Here is a 23,679-nt window from a genome sequence, read left to right as displayed (position 1 = left end):
GAAGCTGTCATGAAAAAGAGTCTGTTGCTGGTCGCCGCCATGGGCCTGCTGAGTACCTCGGTGCTGGCGAAAGAGATCAAGTTCGCCACCGAGGCCACCTATGCGCCGTTCGAATACCTGGACGACAAGAACGAGTTCCAGGGCTTTGACATCGATCTGGCCCGCGCCGTCTGCGCCCAAGTCAAGCTGGAGTGCAGCTTCCACAACCAGGCCTTCGACAGCCTGATCCCCAGCCTCAAGTTCCGCCGCTATGACGCCGCCATCGCCGCCATGGACGTGACGCCGGAGCGGGCCGCCCAGGTCGACTTCTCCGACATCTATTACGAGAACTCCGCCGTCTTCGTCGCCAAGAAGGACGCCTTCAAGGGGCCGGAAGATCTGGTGGACAAGACAGTCGGCGTGCAGAACGGCACCTCCCACCAGTCCTATCTGGTGGACAACTGGGTGAGCAAGGGTCTGCTGACCGTGCCCTACGCCAGCTACCAGAGCGCCTTCCTCGACATGATGAACGGCCGCACCGACGGCGTGTTTGCCGATACCGCTGTGGCCGCCGACTGGCTCAAGCAGCACAAGGAGTATGCGGTGGTGGGGACGCCAGTGACCGACGCCAAGTACTTCGGTACCGGCTTCGGTATCGCGGTGGCCAAGGGCAACCAGGAGCTGCTGACCCAGCTGAACAAGGGGCTGGCCGAGATCAAGGCCAACGGCACCTATCAGAAGATCTATGACAAGTACTTCGCGCAGTAAGCCATGTTGAGCCTGTTGTTGGATGCAGCCTGGATGACCCTCGGGCTGGCCCTGGCATCCCTGGTCGGGGGTATGGCGCTGGCGCTGGCGTTCAGTGCGGCTGAGCTCAGCAAGCGCAGCTGGTTGGTGTGGCCCGTGGCCACCCTGACCACCCTGATCCGCGGTCTGCCCGAGCTGCTGGTGGTGCTCTTCATCTACTTCGGCTCGACCCAGGTGCTGTTCCTCATCACCGGGGAGTACGTGGAGTTCAGCCCGTTCGCCTGCGGCGTGCTGGCGCTCTCCCTGCTGTTCGCGAGCTATGCCACCCAGACCCTGCGGGCCGCGCTCAATGCGGTGCCTGCCGGGCAGCGGCTGGCCGCGCTGGCGCTCGGCCTTGGCAAGGGGCACACCTTCTTCCGCATTGTGCTGCCCCAGGCCTGGCGCCACGCCCTGCCGGGGCTGGGCAACCAGTGGTTGGTGCTGCTCAAGGACACCGCCCTGGTCTCCCTCATCGGGGTGAACGAGATGATGCGCCAGGCGCAGATGGCGTCGGCCAGCACCTATGAACCCTTCACCTGGTACGCCGCCGCAGCCCTCATCTACCTGGCCATCAGCCTGGTGAGCGAGTTCGGCCTCAAGCAGGCGGCTCGTTATACTCGACGCTACGGAGGCTGAGCATGCAGGACTATCTCATGACCCTGCTTGGGGGGCTGGCCATTACCTTGCAGCTCACCGCGTTCAGCCTGCTGCTCGGGGTGTTGCTGGCGATCGGCATGACCTGGGTGCTGGAGCGCCGCCTGCCGGTGGCGACCCAGCTGGTGCAGCTCTGGGTGCTGATCTTCACCGGCACGCCGCTGCTCATCCAGATCTTCCTCATCTACTACGGGCCTGGCCAGTTCGAGTGGCTCAAGGCGAGCCCGCTCTGGCCGCTGCTCAAACAGCCCTGGTTCTGCGCCGTGCTGGCGCTCGGCTTCAACACCGCCGCCTACTCCACCCGGCTGTTCAAGGGGGCCCTCGACGCCATCCCCGCCGGCGAGGTGGAGGCCTGTCGGGCGCTCGGCTTCTCGGCCGGCCAGACCCTCTGGATGAAGACCCGCCACGCCGCCCGCCGGCTGGTGCCCGCCTATTCCAACGAGGTGATCCTGGTGCTCAAGGGGAGTTCACTCGCCAGTACCATCACCATCATGGACATCATGGGGCTGGCCCAGCGCCTCAACGCCCAGACCTATGACACCCTGGCGGTGTTCACCGTGGCCGGGGCCCTCTACCTGACCATGAATGGATTGTTAACAATTGGTTTCCGCTGGTGTGAGCGCAGAGCGCTGGCATTCCAGTCCTGAAGCAGTCTGATTTACCTCTTAATGGTGAGGTGGGCACAGGAAATCTGTGCTTATCCTCCCATTTATCGCATATTCCTCTCCGCTTTCGTCGCCGCTTGTTCCCTGGCTCACAGAACCCGTGATTACAACTGTTATCAGATTGTTTTTTGGGAGGGGATCCTTTAAGGTGAGGCGCACAATAAGAATCAGCGTTAACCCAACTAGAAACAACCTTAAACCTACGCTTAGACATGGAGTTGATCATGAAAGTTGCCGTTCTGGGTGCCGCCGGTGGCATCGGCCAAGCCCTCGCTCTGCTGTTGAAAAATCGCCTTCCTGCCGGTTCCGAACTGAGCCTGTATGACATCGCACCGGTCACCCCGGGCGTGGCGGCGGACCTGAGCCATATCCCGACTGACGTGAAAGTAAAAGGTTTCTGCGGTGAAGATCCGAGCCCGGCTCTGGTCGGCGCCGATGTCGTGCTGATCTCCGCTGGCGTGGCCCGCAAGCCCGGCATGGATCGTTCCGACCTGTTCAACATCAACGCCGGCATCGTCAAGAATCTGGTGGAGAAGTGTGCCGCCTCCTGCCCGAAAGCGCTGATCGGCATCATCACCAACCCGGTCAACACCACGGTCGCCATCGCCGCCGAAGTGCTGAAGAAGGCCGGTGTCTATGACAAGCGCCGCCTGTTCGGCGTTACCACCCTGGACGTGATCCGTGGCGAGACCTTCGTGGCCGAAGCCAAGGGGCTGAACGTCGACAAGGTGCGCGTCAACGTCATCGGCGGCCACAGTGGCGTGACCATTCTGCCGCTGCTCTCTCAGGTTGAAGGCGCGTCTTTCACTGCTGAAGAAGTCGCCGCCATGACCAAGCGCATCCAGAATGCCGGTACCGAGGTTGTGGAAGCCAAGGCCGGTGGCGGTTCCGCCACCCTCTCCATGGGCCAGGCAGCCTGCCGCTTCGGTCTGTCGCTCATCAAGGGTCTGCAAGGGGAAGCCAACGTCATCGAGTGCGCCTATGTGGAAGGCAACGGCGAGCACGCCACCTTCTTCGCGCAGCCGGTACTGCTCGGCAAGAACGGCGTCGAGTCCGTGCTGGACTACGGCAAGCTGAGCGCCTTCGAGCAAGAGGCGATGGACAGCATGCTGGCCACCCTGAAGGCTGATATACAGCTGGGTGTCGACTTCGTCAAATAAGTCGCCGCGTCGATCGCAAGGGGAGCCCAGGCTCCCCTTTGTCATTTTCGGGGGTTGGTGTGGCGGGCTAAGGAGATGGTCCCGGCTGCCGATAACAGAGGGCAGCAGGAGATCCCTAATGATGAAACCCAGTATCCTCATCGGCCTCGTCGGTTTGTGCAGCCTCCCCTTGCAGGGGGCCGAGCCGGCATCGGCCGCCATACCAACCCAGACTGCGGCGACCGCGTCTCCCCCGGCCACCGTTGCGTCGTCACCTGAACGTTCGACCATTGCCGCGCCTGCCGCATCCGCTGCGGCCTCGACAGCCCCGGCGGCGGCACCCTTGCCCAAGGCGGCAAGCGCAGTCTCCGCGGCGGCGGGGGAACTGCAGGCGGTGCCGCTCTATCGGCAGGACGAGCTGCTCAACTGGATAGAGCAGGGGCGCCATCTGGCCAGGGTGAAGCAGGACAGGTGCCAGTTGACTCAGGACATAGAGGCGCGGGCCTCGGTGATGAAGATCCCCGCTTATCAGTTCCTCTGGGGAGACATGCTCGCCTGGGGCGTCTGCATCAAGCCGGACGCCCAGATGGGGGTGCAATACATGTGGGAGGCGGCGAACCAGGGGCTGGCACCCGCACTGGAGCAGCTCGGCCGCTATTACTGGAAGGGCATCCTGGTCCAGAAGGATCTGGTGCGGGCTGAGACCCTGATGCGGGAGGCCGCCAGCCTCGGCTTCCTGCGGGCCCAGATGGAGTGGGTCGAGATGCTGTTGCAGGGCATGGGGAGCCCGCTGGATTACGAGGAGGCCTATCACTGGCTGCACGGCGCCGTCATCGGTGACAAGGCCACCCACCAGAAGGCGGCGAGCCTGCTCAGCCGGCTCGGCAACCGCATGCCCGCCAACGCCATCGCCCGCGCCAAGGCGATGCGCTGATCACTGGCGGCCAGACACCATGAAGAAGGCCCGGACACCTGGGTGTCCGGGCCTTGTCAGCTGTGCGCGGCGGTGAGGCGGGATCAGATCTCCTGATGGGGGCCGAAGATCTCGTAGTGCATGCGGTCGGCAGGCACGCCCAAACCGACCAGTTGACCCTTCACCGCCTTCATAAAGCCAAGGGGGCCGCAGAAATAGTAGTGGGCGTTGGCCGGGATGAGGTCGGTGACCTGCTCCAGCGCCAGGGGGCCGACGAAGTCGTAATCCTCACCCTGGACATCCTGCTCTCCCGGCTCTCGATACCAAGTGCGGCTCTGCAATCTGGGGTGCTGCCGGCTTTTCTCCCGGATCTCCTCTCTGAACGCGTGCTGGGCACCGCGCTCGCAGGCGTGCAGCCAGCGGATCTCGGTATCCTGGCCGCTCGCCAGCAAGTGGTTGAGCATGCTCAGCACGGGGGTGAGTCCCACCCCGGCGGAGAGCAGCACCACTGGGGTGGCTGTCTCCTCTTGCAGGAAGAAGTCGCCTGCCGGTGGCATCACTGCCACCTCGTCACCGACGTGCAGCTTGTCGTGCAGCAGGTTGGAAGCCTGACCCTGGGGCTCGCGCTTGACGCTGATGCGGTAGTCGCGGCCATTGGGCGCATCGGAGAGAGAGTACTGGCGGATCTCCTGGTGTTCGAGCTCGGGATGAACCAGCTTGATGCTGAGATATTGACCCGGCTTGAAGCGCAGCACGGGCTTGCCGTCGACGGGGGCCAGCACGAAGGAGGTGACGAGTTCGCTCTCCTGGCGCTTCTCCCTGATGATGAAGGAACGGGTACCCTGCCAGCCCCCCTCCTGGCTTGCCTGCTCCCGGTAGAGCTCGCCCTCCCGGCCGATGAAGATGTCGGCCAGCACGCCATATGCCTTGCCCCAGGCCGCCAGCACCTCCTCTGTCACCGCATTACCACCCATTTCTTTGAGCGTGGCCAAGAGATGACTACCCACAATGTGATATTGTTCCGGCTGGATGAGGAAACCCGTGTGCTTGTGGGCGATGCGTTCCACGGCCCCTGCCAGGGCGCCCAGGTTGTCGATGTTCCTGGCATAGGCCGCCACCGCACTGAACAGTGCCAGTGGCTGACCGCCGCTGCGCTGGTGAGCCAGATTGAATACATCCTTCAATTCCGGATGGTGGCTGAACAGGCGCTGGTAGAAGTGCTGGGTGAGGGCTGGCCCCGCCGATTCGAGCAAAGGAATGGTGCTCTTGATGACGGCGATGGTGGCTTGGTCTAACATAGGAGGTCCTTTCTAATTGAACATCTGGAATGTCACTTAATAAGTTGCATCCTAAATGTTTAATTGATCTGGATCAATCATCAATTCTTTGCGCTATGCGCCGCAGGCACTATGAGACTGACTAGCTATACCGATTTTGGATTGAGAGCCCTGCTCTATCTGGCCACCCTGCCGGAAGGCGAACTGTCGAGCGTGGCCAAGGTGTCCGCCCTGTACGACGTCTCCCGCAACCACATGGTGAAGGTGGTAAACCAGCTGGTGAAGCTGGGCTACCTGCAATCCCAACGCGGCAAGAATGGCGGGATCCGCATGGCCTGCTCCCCCGAGAGCGTGAACATAGGCCAGGTGATCCGGGCGCTGGAAGGCAATCTGGACGGCATCGACTGCGGTTCCCCCGTCTGCCATATCGTCTCTGTCTGCCTGCTAAAGAGCGCGTTGAAGGAGGCGATGAACGCCTTCTTGGCGGTGATGGACGGCTATACGCTGCAAGATCTGCTGGCCAACCGTGACGAGCTGCAGCAGGTGTTCGGCGAGTTGATCCCAACCCTGGTGCTGGAGCCGGAGCCGGATGACGAGAGCGAGTGAAACGAAAAGGCTGCCATCGGCAGCCTTTTTTCAATCCTCGTACCCTGAATCATTACGGTACAGGTGTGGCATGATCCTCGCCATCTTCACCATGTTGTTCTCCACCTCGAGGATCTCGATGGGGTAGCCCGCCAGCCTGACGCTGATGTTGGGCTGGGGGATCTCCTCCAGATACTCTAGGATCACGCCGTTGAGAGTGCGCGGGCCATCGGTGGGGAGGTGCCAGTCCATCTCCTTGTTCAGCTCGCGGATGCTGGCGGAGCCCTCGACCAGGAAGGAGCCGTCCGGCTGGGGGTGGATCTCGTCGCTCGGGGTCGGCGTCATGGAGGTGGTGAAGTCGCCGACTATCTCTTCCAGTATGTCGTCCAGGGTGATCAACCCCTGAATGTCGCCATATTCGTCGACAATCAGCCCGATCCTCTCCTTGTTGCGCTGGAATTTGGCCAGCTGCACGTTGAGCGGCGTCCCCTGGGGGATGAAGTAGATGGGGTCGACCTCCCGCAGCAGACTGGACTTGCTGAACTGATCCCGTGCGACCAGCCTCAGGGCGTCACGTGCGTGCAGGAAGCCAACCACATCGTCGATGTTGTCGCGATAGAGCAGGATCTTGGTGTGGGCGCAGTGGGCCAGCTGGCGCAGGATGAGCTTCCAGTCGTCGTTGATGTCGATGGCGGAGATCTCGCTGCGCGGCACCATGATGTTCTCCACCGTCATCTTGTCCAGATCCAGGATGCTGATCAGCATCTCCTGATGGCGCTGGGGAATCAGGCTGCCCGCCTCGTTGACTATGGTGCGCAGCTCCTCGGTGTTGAGGGCGTCATCCTTGCGGTGTTCGAGGCGCAAGAGCTTGAGCAGCAGGTTGGTGATGCTGTTGATGAGCCAGACCAGGGGCGAGAAGGGTACCATCAATCCCTTGAGGACCCAGGAGGCGGGGTAGGCAATGCGCTCGGGGAACATGGCGGCCAGGGTCTTGGGGGTGACCTCCCCGAACACCAGCACCACCAGGGTGAGGCCGAAGGTGGCGATGGCGACGCCGAGATCCCCGAACAGCCGGATGCAGACGATAGTGGCGATGGCGGAAGCCAGGATGTTGACCAGGTTGTTGCCGATGAGAATGAGGCCGAGCAGCCTGTCCGGTCTAGCCAGCAGTTTTTCGACCCGGCGGGCGGCCTTGTGCTTGGTCTGGGCCAGATGCCGCAACTTGTAGCGGTTGAGGGACATCAGACCGGTTTCGGAACTGGAGAAGAAGGCTGACAAGAGGATCAAGATAACGAGCACAATCAGCAATGTACTCGTTGAGATACTGTCCAAGCAGGGCTCCTGTGTCTGTGGTTGAGGGGCGGGCTGGTCGTCAGCTCAGCAGCACTTCCTTGACGAAGCGACTGCCAAAGTAGGCCAGGGTCAGGATGATGCTGCCGACCAGGCTCAGCATGATGACTTTGCGACCCCGCCAGCCACGGGTGTGATGGCCCCACAGCAGCAGGGCGTAGACGCACCAGGCCAGGATCGAGAGGATGGCCTTGTGGGACTTGCCCTGGGCGAACATGTCTTCCAGGAAGAACAGGCCGGAGGCGATGGAGAGGGTCAGCAACAGCAGCCCCGCCGAGATCAGCTGGAACAGGCGCTTCTCCACCGTCATCAGGGGCGGCATGGCAGGCAGATGACTGATTTTTCTCGATTTCAGCTGCCTGTCCAGACAGGCAAGCTGGAGGGCAAACAGGCAGGCGATCATCAGCACCGAATAGGCCAGCAAGGCGAGCCCGATGTGCAGCAACAGCTGGGGATGGGCCTCCAGATGGGTGATGTAGCGCCCGGGAATGAGGGCGCTGGCCGCCAGCAGCAGGGCCGAGAAGCTGTAGACGACGGGCAGCAGGATCCAGCCGTTGAAGCGGCGGGTGACGCAGGTCATGAAGCTGCTGATGATCAGGCTGACCAGGGAGGCCACGTTCAGCATGCTGAGGTTCTGGCCGGAGTGGGTGGCCAGCACCTCGCTGCCCACGGCCACCCCATGGGCGGTCAGGGCAAGGCCGATGCAGGCAAACAGCGACGCTTGCCCGACAGGCTTGGCGCTGAGCAGCAGGTGCAGTGAGGCGATGATGGCCAGCAGGTAAAACGCCAGGGCCAGAACAGAGATCACGATCATAACCAGGTCGTTGTCAAACAAGCTTTAGGGATAAGAGGGGCAGTATACCTTGCACAAGATATGCTCGCCAGTTGTGCCAGGGGCCAACTGCCCACATATAAGTAGAAGCGCTCCATGCGGCGAATAATCGTCCTCCTGCGTTGACTGGGGTATACTGCCCGCCATTTGTTGACCTGCTCGTTCATGGCAGGCTGCCGCAAGCGGCGAGTCATCGTCCCTGCAGTGCGGACTGGGGTATAATGCCCCTCATTTGTTAGCCTGCCCGTTCGAAGGCTGGCTGCCGCCACAAGCGGCGAGTAATCGTCCCCACAGTGCTGACCGGGGTATAATGTCCCCATTGTCACGCCAAGAACCGGAAAGCGTCATGTTTGAGAATTTGACTGAACGACTCTCGCGCACCCTGCGCAACGTCAGCGGCCGCGGTCGCCTGACGGAAGAGAACATCAAGGATACCCTGCGCGAAGTGCGCATGGCGCTGCTCGAGGCGGACGTCGCCCTGCCGGTGGTGCGCGATTTCGTGGCCCGCGTCAAGGAGCGGGCGGTGGGTCAGGAAGTGGCCAAGTCCCTGAGCCCGGGCCAGGCCTTCATCAAGATAGTGCACGGCGAACTGGTCACCGTGATGGGGGAGGCCAACGAGCAGCTCAACCTGGCGGCCCAGCCGCCGGCCATCATCCTGATGGCGGGTCTGCAGGGGGCCGGTAAGACCACCACGGTCGGCAAGCTGGCCAAGCTGCTCAAGGAGCGAAGCAAGAAGAAGGTGCTGGTGGTCAGTGCCGACGTCTACCGCCCGGCGGCCATCAAGCAGCTGGAGACCCTGGCCGGCGACATCGGCGTCGACTTCTTCCCGAGCGATGCCAGCCAGAAACCCGTCGCCATCGCCACCGCGGCCATCGATCAGGCGCGCAAGAAGTTCTATGACGTGGTGATCGTCGATACCGCCGGTCGTTTGCACGTCGATGGCGAGATGATGGCGGAGATCCAGGATCTGCACGCCACCATCAAGCCGGTGGAGACCCTGTTCGTGGTGGATGCCATGACGGGTCAGGATGCCGCCAACACCGCCAAGGCATTCAACGAGGCGCTGCCGCTCACCGGCGTGATCCTCACCAAGGCGGACGGCGATGCCCGCGGTGGTGCCGCCCTGTCGGTGCGCCACATCACCGGCAAGCCGGTCAAGTTCATCGGCATGGGTGAGAAGACGGATGCGTTGGAGCCCTTCCACCCGGATCGTCTGGCCTCCCGCATCCTCGGCATGGGCGACGTGCTGTCGCTCATCGAAGAGGTGGAGCGCAACGTCGACAAGGAGAAGGCGGCCAAGCTGGCCAGCAAGGTCAAGAGCGGCAAGGGCTTCGATCTGGAAGACTTCCGCGAGCAGCTGGCCCAGATGCGCAACATGGGCGGCATGATGGGCATGCTCGACAAGTTGCCCGGCATGTCCGGGCTGCCGGACAACATCAAGGATCAGATGGATGACAAGCTCACCGTGCGGATGGAGGCCATCATCAGCTCCATGACGCCCAAGGAGCGTGCCCATCCCGATCTCATCAAGGGCTCCCGCAAGCGCCGGATTGCCGCAGGCTCCGGCATGCAGGTGCAGGACGTGAACAAGCTGCTCAAGCAGTTCACCGAGATGCAGCGCATGATGAAGAAGATGTCCGGCAAGGGCGGCATGCGCAAGATGATGGGCCAGATGAAGAACATGCTGCCCCCCGGCTTCGGTGGCGGCCGCGGCCCCTTCTGATCCGACCCGGATCGCTGATCGAGGGTCTGCCCATGGCAGGCCCTTTTCATTGCCGCTCTGCGCAAAAAATGGCTGGCTTGGTTGCAATTATTACGAATCCAAGTAGAATTACGCGGCTTATTTTAAGCTAGGGTCCGCGTGTTTGCGGGCCTTGTTCATTAGATGTTAATGAGGACGATATGGTAACCATTCGTTTACAACGTGGTGGCGCGAAAAAGCGTCCGTTCTACCAGGTAGTAGTTGCTGACAGCCGTAACGCCCGTGACGGTCGTTTCATCGAGCGCGTCGGTTTCTTCAACCCGGTTGCTGCTGGTAACGCTGAAAAGCTGAATCTGGACCTGGCTCGTATCGAGCATTGGGTTGCTACTGGTGCCGCTGTTTCTGACCGCGTTGCCAAGCTGATCAAAGACGCTGCCAAAGCTGCTTAATCAGCCAAACGGTAGGGAGTTAAGGTGGAAAAACCTGTAGTTCTGGGCACCCTGGGCACCGTTTACGGGATCAAGGGCTGGCTTAAAGTGAACTCCTTCACCGATGTTGCCGAAGCGATTTTCGATTACAACCCCTGGCTGATCAATCAGAACGGGGCGTGGCGTGAGATTCGGGTTTCGGCCTGGAAGCGTCACAACAAGGGTCTGATCTGCAAACTCGATGGTATCGACGTGCGCGAGGATGCCCTGGCATTGACCAATGTCGAGATTGGCGTCCCCGCCGATCTGTTGCCCGCGTTGCCAGAAGGGGAGTTCTACTGGCGTGACCTCATCGGTTGCACCGTAGTGACCACCAAGGGATACGACCTGGGCAAGGTGACCGAATTGATGGAAACCGGCTCCAACGATGTGTTGGTGGTTGAGGCCAATGTAAAAGATGCCTTTGGTGCAAAGGAGCGGTTGATTCCGTTCCTGGAAGAGCAGGTGATCAAGAACATTGATCTGACTGCTCGAACAATCGAAGTTGATTGGGATCCTGGTTTCTAGTTTCCCGCGCTGATACGGGAGCCGGAGGTTTCTTATGTGGATTGGGGTGATCAGCCTCTTCCCTGAAATGTTCCGAGCCATTACCGAGCACGGGGTAACGGGTCGGGCCGTCAAGAGTGGCCTGCTGCAGATTGAGTGCTGGAACCCCCGGGACTTTACCCACGACAAACACCGTACGGTCGATGATCGTCCTTATGGTGGTGGGCCCGGCATGTTGATGATGGTTCAGCCGCTGCGTGATGCCATTCATGCAGCCAAGCAAGCGGCGGGAGACGGGGCGAAAGTCATCTATCTCTCCCCTCAGGGACGCAAGCTGACTCAAGCGGGCGTAACCGAGCTGGCGACGAATCAGAAACTGATTCTGGTAGCCGGTCGATACGAAGGTATCGATGAACGCGTGATACAAACCGAAGTCGACGAAGAGTGGTCTATCGGGGATTACGTGTTAAGTGGTGGCGAACTGCCTGCCATGACCCTGATCGATGCGGTTTCGCGTCTGGTCCCGGGGGTTTTGGGCGATCAGGCCAGTGCCGAGCAGGACTCCTTCACGGATGGCCTGCTGGATCATCCCCACTATACTCGGCCGGAGGTGTTGGATGGGCTGACGGTGCCCGAGGCGCTGACAAGCGGCAATCACGAAGTGATTCGGCGCTGGCGTCTCAAGCAATCGCTCGGACGAACCTGGCAGAGAAGGCCGGAACTTATTAACAACCTAGCTCTGACTGACGAGCAAGAATCACTTCTTGCCGAGTATGTCCGCGAAGTGCGTGACAACGTTTAGTAGAGTTTTCAGTTTATCCTAGGTAAGGAAAGACAATGAGCAAGATTATTCAGCAGCTTGAACAAGAGCAACTGCGTACCGACATCCCGGCTTTTGCCCAGGGCGACACCGTACGTGTTCAAGTTCGTGTTAAAGAAGGTGGTAAAGAGCGTCTGCAGGCTTTCGAAGGCATCGTGATTGCCAAGCGTAACCGCGGTCTGCACTCTGCTTTCACCGTTCGCAAGATCTCCAACGGCGAAGGTGTTGAGCGTGTATTCCAGACTCACTCTCCGCTGATCCACAGCGTAGAACTGAAGCGTCGTGGTGATGTTCGCCGCGCCAAACTGTACTACCTGCGCAACCTGTCCGGCAAAGCTGCTCGTATCAAAGAGAAGCTCAACTAATTCGATTCGAATTGGTGTCGGTATGTCGGCGAAAAGCTCGACAGGTAGTGAAAAGGCTCGCCAATGGCGAGCCTTTTTTGTATCCGCAATTCACACCGCTCAGCCTGATTGGCTGACCCGCACCACCGAGTTGTCCCGTCCGAAGGGGCCGGGCACATAGTCATCCGCTTCCCAGTCGTTGTCGTAGAAGGTCTCGCCATTCGGTTGCACCAGCTGGTAGCAATACTCGAAATGGGCGGGGCCGTCGGTGGGAAGGTTGAGCGTCGCCTTGAACTCCCCGCTCTTCATCCTTTTCAGTTCGATGGGTTGCCACTGGCTGAATTCACCCAGCAGCAAGACCTGTTCGGCGTCGCCGGCGGCCTCCTTTTCCACTGCAAAGGTCACCTTGACCTCGGGACGGGACTTGAGAAATTGCTTGTTGATCGGCATATGGACTCCTTGTCACTGGCTGCGAAGAAAGCATTGCTGGTCATTTTTATATCACTCTATGACAAGGATGTTGATAACACAGATCAAAGGGGCAGGGCAAAGTGGCGCTGCAGCAACTGGTGGGTGAACGGGATCTTGAGGTAGAACCCCCGTGGCAGGGTCTGGATCGGTTGGCCGTTGCGACCGATGGCGCGGGTCAGGGCCTTGCTGTTGGCCGCCTTGGGGCGCAGCTGCATCACCTGGCCGTGGCGGGCGCTGATCTGCTCCACTTCCCCCAGCACTATCATGTCCATCAGCTCCTCCCAGTCCTGACGCAGCAGCTCATCCTCTTCCTCGCTCGGGCTCCACAGCAGCGGCATGCCGACCCGGCGTTCACCGACCGGGATTTCGCGGCTCCCCTCCACCGGGATCCAGAGCACCCGCGACAGCTTGTTGCGCACGTTCGACTCTTCCCAGCGCTGGCCGCTGATCCCGATGAGGGGGGCCACGCAGACGAAGGTGGTCTCGAGCGGTCGGCCTTGAGGATCGACGGGGATCGTCTTGAGCTCGATGCCGAGATCCGGGAAATCCTGCTCGGGCCTGCTGCCGGCGCTGGCCCCCAGATGCCATTCGATCAATTGCCCCGTCCAGCCCTTGTCACGCCTGAGATCCCGTGGCACCGGGATCCCGGCGGTGGCGGCGAGCTGGGCCAGGGTGAGGCCCGCCATGGCATAGGCGCGGGTCAGCAGCTCCTGTTCTGACTGGGGATTGGCGGGCATGAGGGCTCCTGTGAGAGGGAATGGGTTGGGCATGGTGGATCCTCGAAGGGATAGCTGATTTTATAACCGATCCTTGCCCGGCTATACACAGGGGGGGCAAGATTGCCGGTTATTATCTATCGTAATGATTTTAAAGAGTTTTGGTGTTTTTCTCCAGCCCGGAGAGGAGAAGGATCCCTGCTGAAGCGAGTTGTCCAAGGGTTTGGACGAGCTGTTTCACATAGTTATCCACAGAAATCTTGGATAACTGAGATGAAGTGGTGATGCAGCCCCCCGCATCAGAAATAAATGTGAGAGCCCGCCGATTTTTCTCGCCATTTCGGTGCAGATAATGCGCCATATCTGTGGATAAATAAGCCTTGGTGGATCTTTGAACAGCCGAACTTGTTCACAATTGACGGTGAGGATCCTTGGGCGCAAAAGACATGGATCTTGATCCAGCACTTAAAGTGTAACTTTATGTATTTAAATGGATATTATGTTTAGTTGTGAATCGGGTATGATGTGGTGCCGTGAGACACCACAGTATAAAACTACTGTATATACCTGCTTGATCACAGGCTTATGCACAGTCTGGGTGGGCAACTTGGGCAGCTAGAATGTCCAATTTGTTTATAACTTTTCTTGAAAAGCCAAGTTATTCATGAATGGAAGATGACAGTCCCTGTTTGCCGCCACGGGGTGAATGTGGAACAATCTCGTTATAGATTCAGCCTTTATAAGGTGATCACGTGATAGATGGCGACGGATTTCGTCCCAATGTCGGCATCGTGATCTGTAACCGTGACGGACAAGTATTGTGGGCTAAGCGCTATGGGCAGCACTCCTGGCAGTTTCCGCAGGGGGGGGTTGATGATGGTGAATCGCCGGAACAGGCCATGTATCGTGAGCTGTATGAGGAGATAGGCCTCAAGCCGGACGATGTGACCATCTTGGCGACCAGTCGCAACTGGTTGAAATATCGCTTACCCAAACGGCTCGTTCGCTGGGACAGTTCACCGGTCTGTATTGGCCAGAAGCAGAAGTGGTTTTTGTTGCAGCTCGATCCCGGCAAAGAGTCCAGGATCCAGTTTGGCTGCCATGGTCACCCGGAATTTGATGATTGGCGTTGGGTCAGCTTCTGGTACCCGGTGCGTCAGGTCGTCTCCTTCAAGCGGGAGGTTTACCGCCGGGTGATGAAGGAGTTTGCCCCGCTGGCCATGCCAGCGCCCGTGGTGCAGGCTAATCGAAAGGATGGGCGGCGCAACCGCTCGCGCTAAGGAGCACAACTAGTTGCTGACGGAACTCAGACGCATCGTGGAAAGCATGGCCGAGGCCAACACCCTCGAACAGGCCCTGCATGCATTGGTGAGCCAGACCCGGCTCGCCATGACGGTGGACTGCTGCTCCGTCTATGTCGCCGAGCCAGAGATGCGCCGCTACCGGCTGGCGGCCACCGACGGCCTGGCCGAATCGGCCGTGGGCAAGGCGACACTGCCCTTCGAGCAGGGCATCGTCGGTCTGGTGGGTCAGCGTGAAGAGCTGATCAACCTAGCCGATGCCCCGGCCCACCCCAGTTTCAAGTTCCTGCCCGACGTGGCCGAGGAGGCGTTTCGCTCCTTCCTCGGTGCCCCCATCATGCATCAGCGCCAGGTGGTGGGCATTCTGGTGGTGCAGCAGAAAGAGAGTCGGTTGTTCGATGAAGGGGAAGAGTCCTTCATGGTCACCCTGGCGGCCCAGCTGGCGGCTCGTATCGCCCAGGCCCAGGCCAAGGGGTGGTTGCAGAAGACCGACTGGAGCAAGCCTCTGCGCGGCATCGCCGGGGCCAGCGGCATCGCCATCGCCAAGGCCTGGGTGTGGCGCCCGCGCAAGGCGCTCAACACCATCACGCCGCGCAAGGACGAGGACCACGGCAAGCAGCTGGCCCGCCTCGAGCTGGCGGTGGAGGAGGTGCGCCACGATCTGGAGAGCCTGGCGCTGCGCTTTCGCGAGAGTTACAGCCAGGACTCGGTCGCGATCTTCGACATCTATCTGCACCTGCTGGACGACCCTGGCTACATCAAGCCGATCCGCAACAAGGTCAGCAAGGAGCACTGGACCGCGATCTCCGCGGTCAAGCTCATCAGCGATCGCCTGATCGAACAGTTCAAGGGGATGAAGGATCCCTACCTGAGAGAGCGCTCCACCGATGTGAAGGACATCGCCCAGAGGCTCATCAGCCGCCTGGTGCAGGACGAGCCCGAGCAGCTCACCATAGGGGAGCCCGTGGTACTGGTGGCCGACGAGGTGACCGCCACCATACTCGCCGAGATCCCGCGGGAATTCCTGAGCGGCGTGGTGTCCCTCAAGGGGGGGACCAACTCCCACGCCGCCATCCTGGCCCGTGCCATGGGGGTGGCTGCCATCATGGGGGTGGATCTGCCCCTTGGCGACATCGGCGGGCGCACCCTGGTCATCGATGGCTACAGCGGCGATCTCTTCATCGAACCCAACCAGGTGATCCTGACCGAGTACCGGCAACTGCTGAGCGAGGAGCGGGCGCTGGATACCCTGGTGCGCAGCGTCGACAACCAGCCCTCCGAGACCGCCGACGGCACGCCTGTGTCCCTGCTGCTCAATGCCGGCCTCAGCGCCGATACCGAGATCTCCCTCAACCATCTGGCGGACGGCGTCGGACTCTATCGCACCGAGATCCCCTTCATGCTGCAGGACAGCTTCCCCTCGGAGTGGGAGCAGACGGCGCGCTATCGCGGGATCCTGGAGACCTACCGGGACAGACCGGTCTGCATGCGCACCCTGGACGTGGGAGGGGACAAGCAGCTGCCCTACTTCCCCATCGTGGAGGAAAATCCCTTCCTTGGCTGGCGGGGGATCCGGCTCACCCTGGATCACCCCGAGCTCTTCCTGGTTCAGCTCAAGGCCATGCTGCGGGCCAGCGAAGGGCTGGACAATCTGGCCATCATGCTGCCGATGATCAGTAGCGTCAGTGAGATCAAGGCCTCCCGCCGGTTGCTGGATCAGGCCTGGCGCGAGGTGTCGGAGGAGGCGGCGAGCCGCGATGCGGTGATCCGCTACCCCAGCCTCGGGGTGATGATTGAAGTCCCCTCCGCCCTCTATATCCTGCCTGAGATGGCACCCCTCATCGACTTCTGGTCGGTGGGCAGCAACGACCTGACCCAGTATCTGCTGGCTGTGGACCGTAACAACGCCCGGGTCGCCAGCATCTACGACGCCTTCCACCCCGCGGTGATCCGCGCCCTGCAGCTGCTGGTCGATGCCTCTCAGCGCTACCACAAGCCGGTCTCGGTCTGTGGCGAGCTGGCCGGCGATCCGGTCGGCGTGCTGCTGCTGCTGGCCATGGGCTATCGCCGCTTCAGCATGAATACCCACAATATTTCGCGCATCAAGTACGTGCTGCGTCAATCCGACCTCGGGGAGCTGAAGACGCTGCTGGCCGATGGCCTCAAGCACGACAATCCCCACGTGCTGCGCGGTCTGTTTGCCCGCTACCTGGAGGAACACGGGCTGGGCGGCTTGTTGCGGGCGGGCCACAAGGTCAGGCTGCCAGATTGATATTCAGTCTTGTTCCTGCTGGCGAATGATCGGAGAATGCGGCTTTTCCTATGACTGGGGCCGCTTATGCAGCACGACGGATATTGGATTTTCTCGCAGATTGATCCCGTAGCATTCAGTTTGGGACCACTATCGGTTCGCTGGTATGGTCTCATGTACCTGTTCGGCTTCGCCTTCGCCATGTGGCTGGCGGGCCGTCGCGCCGATGCGCCGAACAGCGGCTGGACCCGCAACGAGGTCTCCGACCTGCTGTTCTATGGCTTCCTCGGGGTGATCCTGGGTGGCCGCATCGGCTACGTGCTGTTCTACAACTTCGATCTCTTCCTCGCCGACCCGACCTACCTGTTCAAGATCTGGACCGGGGGCATGTCGTTCCACGGTGGTCTCATCGGGGTCATCACCGCCATGATCTGGTTTGCCCACAAGACCCAGCGCCACTTCTTCACCGTGGCCGACTTCGTGGCGCCGCTCATCCCCTTTGGCCTCGGCGTCGGTCGCATCGGCAACTTCATGAATGGCGAGCTGTGGGGGCGGGTCACCGATGTGCCCTGGGCCATCATCTTCCCGGAGGCGGGCCCCGAGCCGCGCCATCCGTCCCAGCTCTACCAGTTCGCCCTGGAAGGGGTGGTGCTCTTCATCATCTTGAACCTGTTCTGGCGCAAGCATCCACCCCGCGGCGCCATCTCCGGCCTGTTCCTGCTGTTCTACGGCCTGTTCCGCTTCCTGGTGGAGTTCGTCCGTCAGCCGGACAGCCAGCTGGGCCTCTACTTCAACGAGATCAGCATGGGTCAGATCCTCTCCACCCCGATGATAGTGGCGGGTGCGCTCATGGTCTGGGCCGCCTATAAACAGCCCCGTCTGTTCGGCAATGCGCCCAAGGAGGTCAAGTAATGCGTGCCTATCTCGATCTGATGCAGAAAATTCTGGACGAAGGGGCAGTCAAATCCGATCGCACCGGTACCGGTACCCTCTCCCTGTTCGGCCATCAGATGCGCTTCAATCTGGCGGAAGGATTCCCGCTGGTGACTACCAAGAAGTGTCACCTGCGCTCCATCATTCACGAGCTGCTCTGGTTCCTGAACGGTGACACCAATATCGCCTATCTGAAAGAGAACGGCGTCAGCATCTGGGACGAGTGGGCTGACGAGCACGGCGATCTGGGGCCCGTCTACGGTGCCCAGTGGCGTTCCTGGCCGACCGCGGACGGTGGCGTGGTGGATCAGATCCAGAAGGCGGTGGACGACATCAGGCAAAACCCGGATTCTCGCCGCATCATCGTCTCCGCCTGGAACGTGGGCGAGTTGGACAAGATGGCGCTCGCCCCCTGCCACGCCTTCTTCCAGTTCTACGTGGCGGACGGCAAGCTCTCCTGCCAGCTCTACCAGCGCAGTTGTGATGTCTTCCTCGGCCTGCCGTTCAACATCGCGAGCTACGCCCTGCTGACCCACATGATGGCCCAGCAGTGTGACCTCGAGGTGGGGGACTTCGTCTGGACCGGGGGCGACGTGCATCTCTATGCCAACCACATGGAGCAGACGGCGCTGCAGCTCAGCCGTGAGCCGCGGCCCTTGCCGCAGCTGGTGATCAAGCGCAAGCCGGACTCCATCTTCGACTACAGGTTCGAGGACTTCGAGATCCAGGGCTATGATCCCCATCCCGGCATCAAGGCCCCCGTCGCCATCTGAGGGGCCCCTTGCCCCCGGAGACGGACAGTGAAGACGGTTCGACACTCCTGTTCCATTGGCGCCTGCGGGCGCCTTTTTCATGCCTAATGTGAATTGTTATGCAGTTTTTGGCGTGAGGAACTGGGGGGGAAGGGGAGGGGAAAACGGTGCTTATAGCAGACACAATCCATTTTGCCTTCGGTTTTCTCGTTGTTACTGGCTGTTAGAAACGATTTTTCATTGAACTACTCGACCCCTAGACTGAAAAGATGCAATTTTACGGGTAGTTAGACATGAGCGATGTATTCAAGCGTTTTCTCAAACTGGAGTCCGCTTCCGGAATAATTCTGATCCTGGCCGCCTTGTTGGCCATGGGCCTGGCGAACTCGGCCCTGGCGCAGCACTATCAGAGCTTCCTCAATACCGAGGTGCAGGTTCGCATCGCGGCGCTCGACATCAACAAGCCGCTGCTGCTCTGGATCAACGACGGCTTCATGGCGATCTTCTTCCTGCTGGTCGGCCTCGAAGTGAAGCGCGAGATGCTGGAGGGGGCGCTCTCCTCCCGGGTGCAGGCCACCTTCCCGGCCATAGCCGCCGTGGGCGGCATGCTGGCCCCCGCGCTCATCTACAGCCTCTTCAACTACGGGGACGAGGCCACCCGGGCTGGCTGGGCCATCCCGGCCGCGACCGACATCGCCTTCGCCCTCGGGGTGATGGCATTGCTGGGCAAGCGGGTACCGACCAGCCTCAAGGTCTTCCTGCTGGCCTTGGCCATCATGGATGACCTGGGGGTCATCATCATCATCGCCTTGTTCTATACCCAGCAGTTGTCGCTGACCGCGCTGGCGATAGGCGTGGTGGCCACCTTGACCCTGCTGTGGATGAACCGCCGTGGTGAGGACAGAATTGGCCTCTACATGCTGGTGGGGCTGGTGCTCTGGGTCGCGGTGCTCAAGTCCGGCGTCCACGCGACCCTGGCCGGTGTGGTGGTGGGCTTTATGATCCCGCTGAACGGCAAGCGCTATGCGTCACCGCTCAAGCATCTGGAGCATGTGCTGCACCCCTGGAGCGCCTTCCTGATCCTGCCGCTGTTCGCCTTTGCGAATGCGGGAGTCTCTCTGGAGGGGATCTATCTCTCGGCCCTGCTCAACCCGCTTCCCATGGGCATCATACTGGGCCTCTTCGTCGGCAAGCCGCTCGGGATCTTCACCATCAGCTGGCTGGCGGTGAAAACCGGTGTCGCCCAGCTGCCGCAAGGAGTGAACTTCAGACAAATCTTTGCCGTCAGCATCCTGTGTGGCATCGGCTTCACCATGTCGATGTTCATCGCGTCGCTGGCGTTCGAGCATGGCGGACTGGACTACGGCAACTACTCGCGCCTCGGGATCCTGGCGGGGTCCACCCTGGCGGCCGTGACCGGTTATATCGCCCTGCGGATGGCGCTGCCCAATCGGGAGGCGAATCAAAGTACGGAGGGGTTATGAAACGACTCGGATGGTTAGTCATGCTGGCGAGTCCTGTGGTCTGGGGAAACGGGCTGGCCGATTGCCAGCAGGATGCGGCCTCGGCCGGTTGTTCGGCCTATCTCAACGGGGTGGTCGACAGCGCCCTGATGCTGGGGGACAAGCAGGCCAAGGCCCGGTTTGGCGAGACCTTCGCCGAGCGGGCCCTGAGCAGCCGGGCCGGCGAGCGGGTCAAGCAGTCCAACAGGCGCTACTGCTCCGAGCGGATGCCGGATCCCGTTCGTCTCAAGGCCCATCTGCAGGCGCAGTTCGACGCGAACAAGGTTGACTCGATCAGCGACATGTATGACATTCTGGCGGTTGAACTCAGCTGCTACCGGAGCCCGCGCAGCGCGGGAACCCCATCGGATGTCACACCTTAACTACAACCACCTCTACTATTTTTGGATGACGCAGAAGAAGGGCTCCGTCACGCAGGCGGCGGAAGCCCTCTTCCTGACCCCCCAGACCGTCACCGGCCAGATAAAGCTGCTCGAGCAGCGCCTCGGCGGCAAGTTGTTGATCAGAAAAGGGAGATCTCTCGAAGCCACCGAGCTTGGCCAGCTGGTGTTCCGCTATGCCGACAAGATGTTCAGCCTCTCCTACGAGATGCTGGATATCGTCAACTACCGCAAGGAGAGCCAGGTCCTGTTCGACGTCGGCATCGCCGATGCGCTCTCCAAGCGCCTCGCCAGCCGGGTGCTGCTCTCCGTCATCCCGAACGACGGCTCCATCCACCTGCGTTGCTTCGAGTCGACCCACGAGCTGTTGCTGGAGCAGTTGAGCGAGCACAAGCTCGACATGATCCTCTCCGACTGCCCGGTGGACTCCAGCCAGCATGCCGGGCTGCTCTCCAAGCGGCTCGGAGGCTGTGGCGTCAGCTTCTTCTGCAAGGCGCCGCTGCCTGAAAAGCCTTTTCCCGCCTGTCTGGAGGAGCGCAAGCTGCTCATTCCCGGTCGCCGTACCGCCATGGGTCGCCAGTTGACCCAATGGTTCGAGCAACAGGGCATCTCTCCCAGCATCCTGGGGGAGTTCGATGATGCGGCCCTGATGAAGGCGTTCGGCTTCTTCAATCAGGGCATCTTCATGGCACCGACCATCTACCGGGAGGAGATCCTGGAGGGGGAGGAGGTGATGCTGCTGGGAGAGACCCAGGATCTGATGGAGGAGTACTACGTCATCTTCGCCGAGCGGATGATCCAGCATCCGGCGGTGAAACGGGTGTGCGAGAGTGACTTCTCCTTCCTCTTTGCCGGGCAGGAGGATTTCACCGCCATTCAACCGGCGAGCCTGTCTTTTTAAATCGTCGAGGTCGGGGTTATGATGGCTGTCTTGCAGGAGAGGGGATGAGATGCAGTTGGAAGAGATGGAGGCGAATGCCGGGCGTGCCGTCACCCTGCTCAAGGCGCTGGCCAACGAGCGGCGACTGTTCATTCTGTGTCAGTTGCTGGAGCGGGAGTTGTCGGTGGGGGAACTCAATGAGCGGCTGGGACTGAGTCAGTCGGCCCTGTCACAACATCTGGCCGTGTTGAGGCGCGATGAGCTGGTGGCGACGAGGAAGGAGGCCCAGACGGTCTACTATTCCCTGCGCAGCCTTGAGGTACGCGAGATGATCGGATTGTTGCACAGGCTGTATTGCAGCGAGCCCAAATAAAAAACCGGCACTAAGGCCGGTTTTTTCAGCTTTCATCAGCGGATGCTGATTAAGCCATGGCTTTGATCTGGGCAGACAGGCGGCTCTTGTGACGAGCAGCTTTGTTCTTGTGGATCAGGCCTTTGGTCGCCATACGATCCATGATCGGCTGAGCAACAGCGAAAGCGGCAGTGGCAGCAGCCTTGTCGCCAGAGGCGATGGCAGCGATCACTTTCTTCAGGTAGGTACGGGTCATGGAACGACGGCTGGCGTTGTGCTGACGACGTTTCTCTGACTGAAGAGCACGCTTCTTAGCAGATTTGATGTTAGCCAAGGTAAAACTCCTAAAACTGTCTTAGCGAGTGTATTGAAAAGGCCCGGAAATATGCCTTCCCAACCACATATTGTCAAATGATTTGTGCAAATAAACACCGCCCCCCGGTGGTGTGTCAGATGGGAGACGGTTAAACTGTCGGCCGATTCTAACAGCATTCTTTTCTTTCCGACAGTTCCAGAGGCCTCGTCTTGAGTAAGAAATTGATCAAATCCGGCATGATAGTGTCCGGAATGACGCTGGCATCCCGTGTGATGGGCTTGGTGCGCGATGTGGTCATCGCGAATCTGCTCGGTGCCGGGGTGGCCGCAGACGTCTTCTTCTTCGCCAATCGCATTCCCAACTTCTTGCGCCGCCTGTTTGCCGAAGGGGCGTTCAACCAGGCCTTCGTCCCCGTGATGACGGAGTACAAGAAAAACGGTGACGAGCAGGCGCTGCGCGATCTGCTGGCCGCGGTGGCAGGTACCCTCGGCGGTATCGTCACCGTAGTGACCCTGCTCGGGGTGCTGGGTTCAGGCGTCCTGACGGCTCTGTTCGGCTGGGGCTGGTTCTGGGACTGGCTGCACGGTGGCCCGGCGGCGGAGAAGTTCGAGTTGGCCAGCCTGATGCTCAAGATCACCTTCCCCTATCTCTGGTTCATCACCTTTACCGCCATGGCGGGAGCCATCCTCAATACCTTCGGGCGCTTCGCGGTTTCGTCGTTCACGCCGGTGTTTCTCAACGTCACCATGATAGGGGCGGCATGGTGGATAGCGCCGTTGCTGGATCGCCCCGAGATCTCGCTGGCCATCGGTGTCTTCCTCGGCGGCCTGGTGCAGTTCCTGTTCCAGTACCCCTTCCTGCGCCAGCTCAACATGCTGGTCTGGCCCAAGTGGGGTTGGCACCATCCCGGGGTGGTGAAGATCCGCACCCTGATGATCCCCGCCCTGTTCGGTGTCTCGGTCAGCCAGATCAACCTGTTGATCAACACCATGCTGGCCTCCTTCCTGGCCACAGGTGCCATCAGCTACCTCTATTACTCGGACAGGCTGCTGGAGTTTCCCCTCGGCCTCTTTGCCGTGGCCATCAGCACCGTGATCCTGCCGGCCCTGGCCCGCAAGCATGTGGACGCGGATCCGGCGGATTTCTCCCGCACCATGGACTGGGGGGTGCGCATGGTGATGCTGCTGGGCCTGCCCGCCATGGTGGGGATCGCCGTGCTGCGCGAGCCCATACTGCGAGTGCTCTTCATGCGCGGCGAATTCGGCCTGCACGAGGTGAGCATGTCGAGCGCCAGCTTGCTGGCGTCCACCACAGGCCTGCTCTCCCTGATGCTGATCAAGGTGCTGGCACCGGGCTACTACGCCCGTCAGGACACCAAGACCCCGGTGCGCATCGGCATCATGGCCATGGTAGCCAACATGGTGTGCAACCTCCTCTTCATATATCCCCTGGGCTACGTGGGGCTGGCGCTGGCGACCGCCTGCTCCGGCACCCTGAACGCGGCCCTGCTGTTCAAGGGGCTCTATCAGCAGAACGTCTATCGCCCCTCCCGCAACACCGGGGTGTTCTGCCTCAAGCTGCTGGCCGCCACTGTGCTGATGGGGGGGCTGCTCGCCTATTTGTCGCCGGATCTCGCCCAGTGGGGCGCCTGGAGCATGGGCAAGGCCAGCCTGGAGTTGACCCTGCTGCTCTGCCTTGGCGGGACGCTTTACGGGATAGTCCTGCTGGCGCTGGGCATCCGGCCAAGACACCTGAAATCAGATCGCCAATAGGGAGCAACCCCG

At 60.6% G+C, this 23,679-nt stretch carries 26 protein-coding genes; 20 read left to right on the top strand and 6 right to left on the bottom strand.

The genetic code is table 11. The features are described from left to right. Positions 1-9 precede the first annotated feature (9 nt). The 5 genes from R2B70_RS17090 (at position 10) to R2B70_RS17070 (ending at position 4,157) form a co-directional block, all read left to right on the top strand. Positions 10-747: a lysine/arginine/ornithine ABC transporter substrate-binding protein gene (locus tag R2B70_RS17090; RefSeq protein WP_042079304.1), complete on the top strand. Its 738-nt coding sequence runs from the start codon at positions 10-12 to the stop codon at positions 745-747. A 3-nt stretch (positions 748-750) separates the two neighbouring features. Continuing rightward, entirely contained in the window at positions 751-1,401 is a 651-nt protein-coding gene (gene artQ / locus R2B70_RS17085; protein WP_201997025.1) for an arginine ABC transporter permease ArtQ, read from the top strand. A 2-nt stretch (positions 1,402-1,403) separates the two neighbouring features. Beyond that, on the top strand, positions 1,404-2,066 hold the full coding sequence (gene artM / locus R2B70_RS17080; RefSeq protein ID WP_318162057.1) for an arginine ABC transporter permease ArtM: 663 nt from the start codon (positions 1,404-1,406) through the stop codon (positions 2,064-2,066). Positions 2,067-2,308: 242 nt separating this feature from the next. Continuing rightward, entirely contained in the window at positions 2,309-3,244 is a 936-nt protein-coding gene (mdh, locus tag R2B70_RS17075) for a malate dehydrogenase (RefSeq protein WP_042079301.1), read from the top strand. 322 nt (positions 3,245-3,566) lie between these two features. Next, positions 3,567-4,157: a flagellar protein MotX gene (locus tag R2B70_RS17070; protein WP_318163372.1), complete on the top strand. Its 591-nt coding sequence runs from the start codon at positions 3,567-3,569 to the stop codon at positions 4,155-4,157. 83 nt (positions 4,158-4,240) lie between these two features. On the opposite strand, the gene hmpA is transcribed toward R2B70_RS17070, so the two are convergent. Beyond that, positions 4,241-5,434: an NO-inducible flavohemoprotein gene (hmpA, locus tag R2B70_RS17065; protein WP_318162056.1), complete on the bottom strand. Its 1,194-nt coding sequence runs from the start codon at positions 5,432-5,434 to the stop codon at positions 4,241-4,243. A gap of 111 nt (positions 5,435-5,545) precedes the next feature. Here hmpA and R2B70_RS17060 point away from each other — a divergent pair, with 111 nt between their 5' ends. Beyond that, positions 5,546-6,019 (top strand): Rrf2 family transcriptional regulator, encoded by a 474-nt coding sequence (locus R2B70_RS17060; protein WP_318162055.1) that lies wholly within the window; start codon positions 5,546-5,548, stop codon positions 6,017-6,019. Positions 6,020-6,049: 30 nt separating this feature from the next. On the opposite strand, the gene R2B70_RS17055 is transcribed toward R2B70_RS17060, so the two are convergent. Together R2B70_RS17055 and R2B70_RS17050 are read right to left on the bottom strand one after the other, a co-directional pair. Continuing rightward, positions 6,050-7,330 (bottom strand): HlyC/CorC family transporter, encoded by a 1,281-nt coding sequence (locus tag R2B70_RS17055; RefSeq protein WP_042079297.1) that lies wholly within the window; start codon positions 7,328-7,330, stop codon positions 6,050-6,052. Between the two features lie 40 nt (positions 7,331-7,370). Next, on the bottom strand, positions 7,371-8,162 hold the full coding sequence (locus R2B70_RS17050; RefSeq protein ID WP_042079404.1) for an inner membrane protein YpjD: 792 nt from the start codon (positions 8,160-8,162) through the stop codon (positions 7,371-7,373). A gap of 364 nt (positions 8,163-8,526) precedes the next feature. Here R2B70_RS17050 and ffh point away from each other — a divergent pair, with 364 nt between their 5' ends. The 5 genes from ffh (at position 8,527) to rplS (ending at position 12,041) form a co-directional block, all read left to right on the top strand. Continuing rightward, positions 8,527-9,903, top strand: coding sequence for a signal recognition particle protein (gene ffh, locus R2B70_RS17045; protein ID WP_042079296.1), 1,377 nt, complete (start codon positions 8,527-8,529; stop codon positions 9,901-9,903). Positions 9,904-10,082: 179 nt separating this feature from the next. Beyond that, entirely contained in the window at positions 10,083-10,331 is a 249-nt protein-coding gene (gene rpsP / locus R2B70_RS17040) for a 30S ribosomal protein S16 (RefSeq protein ID WP_010673084.1), read from the top strand. 24 nt (positions 10,332-10,355) lie between these two features. After that, positions 10,356-10,877 (top strand): ribosome maturation factor RimM, encoded by a 522-nt coding sequence (gene rimM / locus R2B70_RS17035; protein ID WP_040096753.1) that lies wholly within the window; start codon positions 10,356-10,358, stop codon positions 10,875-10,877. 34 nt (positions 10,878-10,911) lie between these two features. Further along, complete coding sequence (gene trmD / locus R2B70_RS17030; RefSeq protein ID WP_216991625.1) at positions 10,912-11,658, top strand: tRNA (guanosine(37)-N1)-methyltransferase TrmD; 747 nt, start codon at positions 10,912-10,914, stop codon at positions 11,656-11,658. Positions 11,659-11,693: 35 nt separating this feature from the next. Then, positions 11,694-12,041, top strand: a complete 348-nt coding sequence (gene rplS, locus R2B70_RS17025) for a 50S ribosomal protein L19 (protein ID WP_005313505.1) — start codon at positions 11,694-11,696, stop codon at positions 12,039-12,041. Positions 12,042-12,140: 99 nt separating this feature from the next. Here the strand turns inward: rplS and R2B70_RS17020 are convergent, their stop codons facing one another. Together R2B70_RS17020 and mutH are read right to left on the bottom strand one after the other, a co-directional pair. After that, positions 12,141-12,470, bottom strand: coding sequence for an isoamylase early set domain-containing protein (locus R2B70_RS17020; RefSeq protein WP_318162054.1), 330 nt, complete (start codon positions 12,468-12,470; stop codon positions 12,141-12,143). Positions 12,471-12,553: 83 nt separating this feature from the next. Further along, positions 12,554-13,228 carry a DNA mismatch repair endonuclease MutH gene (gene mutH / locus R2B70_RS17015; protein ID WP_209793625.1) on the bottom strand — a complete coding sequence of 225 codons (675 nt, stop codon included), beginning with the start codon at positions 13,226-13,228 and terminating at the stop codon, positions 12,554-12,556. A gap of 731 nt (positions 13,229-13,959) precedes the next feature. On the opposite strand from mutH, the gene rppH reads away from it, so the two are divergent. The 8 genes from rppH to R2B70_RS16975 all read left to right on the top strand — a co-directional run bounded on the left by rppH (position 13,960) and on the right by R2B70_RS16975 (position 21,600). Beyond that, positions 13,960-14,487 carry an RNA pyrophosphohydrolase gene (gene rppH, locus R2B70_RS17010; RefSeq protein WP_318162053.1) on the top strand — a complete coding sequence of 176 codons (528 nt, stop codon included), beginning with the start codon at positions 13,960-13,962 and terminating at the stop codon, positions 14,485-14,487. Positions 14,488-14,500: 13 nt separating this feature from the next. Further along, the gene (ptsP, locus tag R2B70_RS17005) at positions 14,501-16,780 is read left to right on the top strand and encodes a phosphoenolpyruvate--protein phosphotransferase (protein ID WP_200164257.1); all 2,280 of its coding nucleotides are present in this window, start codon (positions 14,501-14,503) and stop codon (positions 16,778-16,780) included. Between the two features lie 66 nt (positions 16,781-16,846). Further along, on the top strand, positions 16,847-17,671 hold the full coding sequence (lgt, locus tag R2B70_RS17000; RefSeq protein ID WP_216991627.1) for a prolipoprotein diacylglyceryl transferase: 825 nt from the start codon (positions 16,847-16,849) through the stop codon (positions 17,669-17,671). Beyond that, positions 17,671-18,465 carry a thymidylate synthase gene (thyA, locus tag R2B70_RS16995; RefSeq protein ID WP_042079290.1) on the top strand — a complete coding sequence of 265 codons (795 nt, stop codon included), beginning with the start codon at positions 17,671-17,673 and terminating at the stop codon, positions 18,463-18,465. Before lgt ends, thyA begins: the two co-directional genes overlap by 1 nt. Before the next feature lie 272 nt (positions 18,466-18,737). Next, positions 18,738-19,928 (top strand): Na+/H+ antiporter NhaA, encoded by a 1,191-nt coding sequence (gene nhaA / locus R2B70_RS16990; RefSeq protein ID WP_216991628.1) that lies wholly within the window; start codon positions 18,738-18,740, stop codon positions 19,926-19,928. Further along, the gene (locus R2B70_RS16985) at positions 19,925-20,329 is read left to right on the top strand and encodes a hypothetical protein (protein ID WP_412055150.1); all 405 of its coding nucleotides are present in this window, start codon (positions 19,925-19,927) and stop codon (positions 20,327-20,329) included. Before nhaA ends, R2B70_RS16985 begins: the two co-directional genes overlap by 4 nt. Then, positions 20,316-21,248 carry a transcriptional activator NhaR gene (gene nhaR / locus R2B70_RS16980; protein ID WP_042079287.1) on the top strand — a complete coding sequence of 311 codons (933 nt, stop codon included), beginning with the start codon at positions 20,316-20,318 and terminating at the stop codon, positions 21,246-21,248. The genes R2B70_RS16985 and nhaR overlap by 14 nt, the downstream gene beginning before the upstream one ends. Positions 21,249-21,297: 49 nt before the next feature. Next, positions 21,298-21,600: an ArsR/SmtB family transcription factor gene (locus R2B70_RS16975; RefSeq protein ID WP_042079286.1), complete on the top strand. Its 303-nt coding sequence runs from the start codon at positions 21,298-21,300 to the stop codon at positions 21,598-21,600. 49 nt (positions 21,601-21,649) lie between these two features. Here the strand turns inward: R2B70_RS16975 and rpsT are convergent, their stop codons facing one another. Continuing rightward, positions 21,650-21,913 (bottom strand): 30S ribosomal protein S20, encoded by a 264-nt coding sequence (rpsT, locus tag R2B70_RS16970; protein WP_005308808.1) that lies wholly within the window; start codon positions 21,911-21,913, stop codon positions 21,650-21,652. A 191-nt stretch (positions 21,914-22,104) separates the two neighbouring features. Here rpsT and murJ point away from each other — a divergent pair, with 191 nt between their 5' ends. Further along, on the top strand, positions 22,105-23,667 hold the full coding sequence (gene murJ, locus R2B70_RS16965; protein WP_318162052.1) for a murein biosynthesis integral membrane protein MurJ: 1,563 nt from the start codon (positions 22,105-22,107) through the stop codon (positions 23,665-23,667). Positions 23,668-23,679 lie beyond the last annotated feature (12 nt).

Source organism: Aeromonas sp. XH (assembly GCF_033348475.1).
Lineage (GTDB): Bacteria > Pseudomonadota > Gammaproteobacteria > Enterobacterales > Aeromonadaceae > Aeromonas > Aeromonas sanarellii.
This window is presented reverse-complemented; position numbering and strand designations above follow the sequence as displayed.